The organism is Nostoc sp. 106C, from assembly GCF_002154725.1.
Lineage (GTDB): Bacteria > Cyanobacteriota > Cyanobacteriia > Cyanobacteriales > Nostocaceae > Aulosira.
In genome coordinates, this window is record NZ_MTAW01000181.1 from 1 (window position 1) to 1,623 (window position 1,623).

Sequence of the window (1,623 nt, forward strand, 5' to 3'; positions counted from 1 at the left end):
GTAGGTTGGGTTGAGGAACGAAACCGAATGGCACTAAGATAAGCGAATGTAAAATAAAAAAAAGCCCAAAGTCCTTGATTGATAAGGTTATGCAACCATCAACTTTTTGCGTAAGAAGGATCGCGGCACACTCATGTAAGGGTAAGTCTTGGGACGACGCTTCTTGACTCTGGGTTCAACGCGTTGAGGACGTTTTGGGACAGCTTTATGAACAATAACTTTGAGGAGAGTAGAGTAAACGCAGTCACGTTGAGGACTAGGGACGGACTTTAATTGCGGTAAAAAGTGGCGCAAGTGATGGCGAGTTCCTTGTAAAGATAATCGCAAAGGGGGAGTTCCATAGGTAGTTCCAGCATCCCACATCACACTACGAAGTAAGTTGTAAGCAAGTAAAAAAGCATAAATTTCTTTACGGATCATGGCAGGAGTTTTACTGCGGAGGATATCCATACCAAGAGTGGTTTTGAGGTGTTTTAAATCTAATTCCACATCCCATCGGTCTCGGTAAAGTTGCGTTAATGCGTGAGTAGGAAAAGCGTCAGTATCTAATAAAGTAGTAATTAAGCTCACGGATTGAGTCCGAAAACCACTGATATTAATTAGATCAGAAATTTCCCGAACTTGGAGCATTTTCGGTAAAGCAGCAAATTCTTCTAAAGTCAGCGCTTTGGGACGAGTTCTGGGTTTATGCCAAGTGACGATTTTGTCATTTTGACCGACGATAACACCACCTTTTAACTTTTGACAGCGAGAATTATGTTTTCTGATGACTGCATCACAATTGCAACGACAAATCTCGAGAAAATCGGCATAAGAACAGAAAGCACTATCACCTAAAAGAACATCGAATGGTTTTAAGAATTGGTACAATCTCCGAGCTAATTTAATATCATTGGTATTGAGGACATCAATGACTAAAGCTATAGCTGCACCTGTAGCGAGGCTAAACAGCACACCAATTTTGGCGATAGGAAAACCACAACCTAATTTTTGACTATTAGACTGAGGGTAAGATTTTTGATTTTCTAGGGTGTCTGGCATTGATACTGTGGAACAATCTATGACTTGAACATGACGACCACACCATAAATGTTCTGGAGTTACCATTATTTCTAAACTTTCTCCACTCTCTTCAAACAGTTTTTGCAATAGTTGTTCTGGCAATCTTTTCCGAGCTTGACAATATGCACTTGTATCCGTTGATGGAATTTCTACGTTTTCAGTTGCTAGCCATGCAATCACTCGTGAGACGGTATTATGGCAACTTTTATCTACATCTAATACTTGTGAGAGAAATGCCCATAAAGTTACAAAGGGATCAAATAGACGATGCCGATACTTAATTGATAGTTCTTTAATTGCTTGCTCAATTTGAGACTCTGGCAATAGTTTTTGGAATGGTAGTCCTATACTTTGTGTGAATTTCAACTTGAGAATTTCAGTTCTATTTGGCACACTAGATCTAGACATTTTTTTGTTGCCTTGTCGTGTTTGGATCTAGTTTGACTAAACACACAAGGCTTTTTCTACCGAAGTTATTTAGTCTCTTTTTTTACCATATTCTCTCTAGTTATTATTGACTGCCATCTCTTAACTTAGTGCCATTCGGAACGAAACCCAACA

Annotated in this window: 1 protein-coding gene; it reads right to left on the reverse strand. The window is 39.3% G+C overall.

The genetic code is table 11. The features are described from left to right. Positions 1 to 87: 87 nt before the first annotated feature. Complete coding sequence (locus BV375_RS27340) at positions 88 to 1,470, reverse strand: IS4 family transposase (RefSeq protein WP_086766335.1); 1,383 nt, start codon at positions 1,468 to 1,470, stop codon at positions 88 to 90. Between the last annotated feature and the right edge of the window lie 153 nt (positions 1,471 to 1,623).

Excerpts from the sequence above, each read along its gene's own strand:
- BV375_RS27340 (WP_086766335.1), bottom strand. The coding sequence starts at position 1,470 with ATGTCTAGATCTAGTGTGCCAAATAGAACTGAAATTCTCAAGTTGAAA.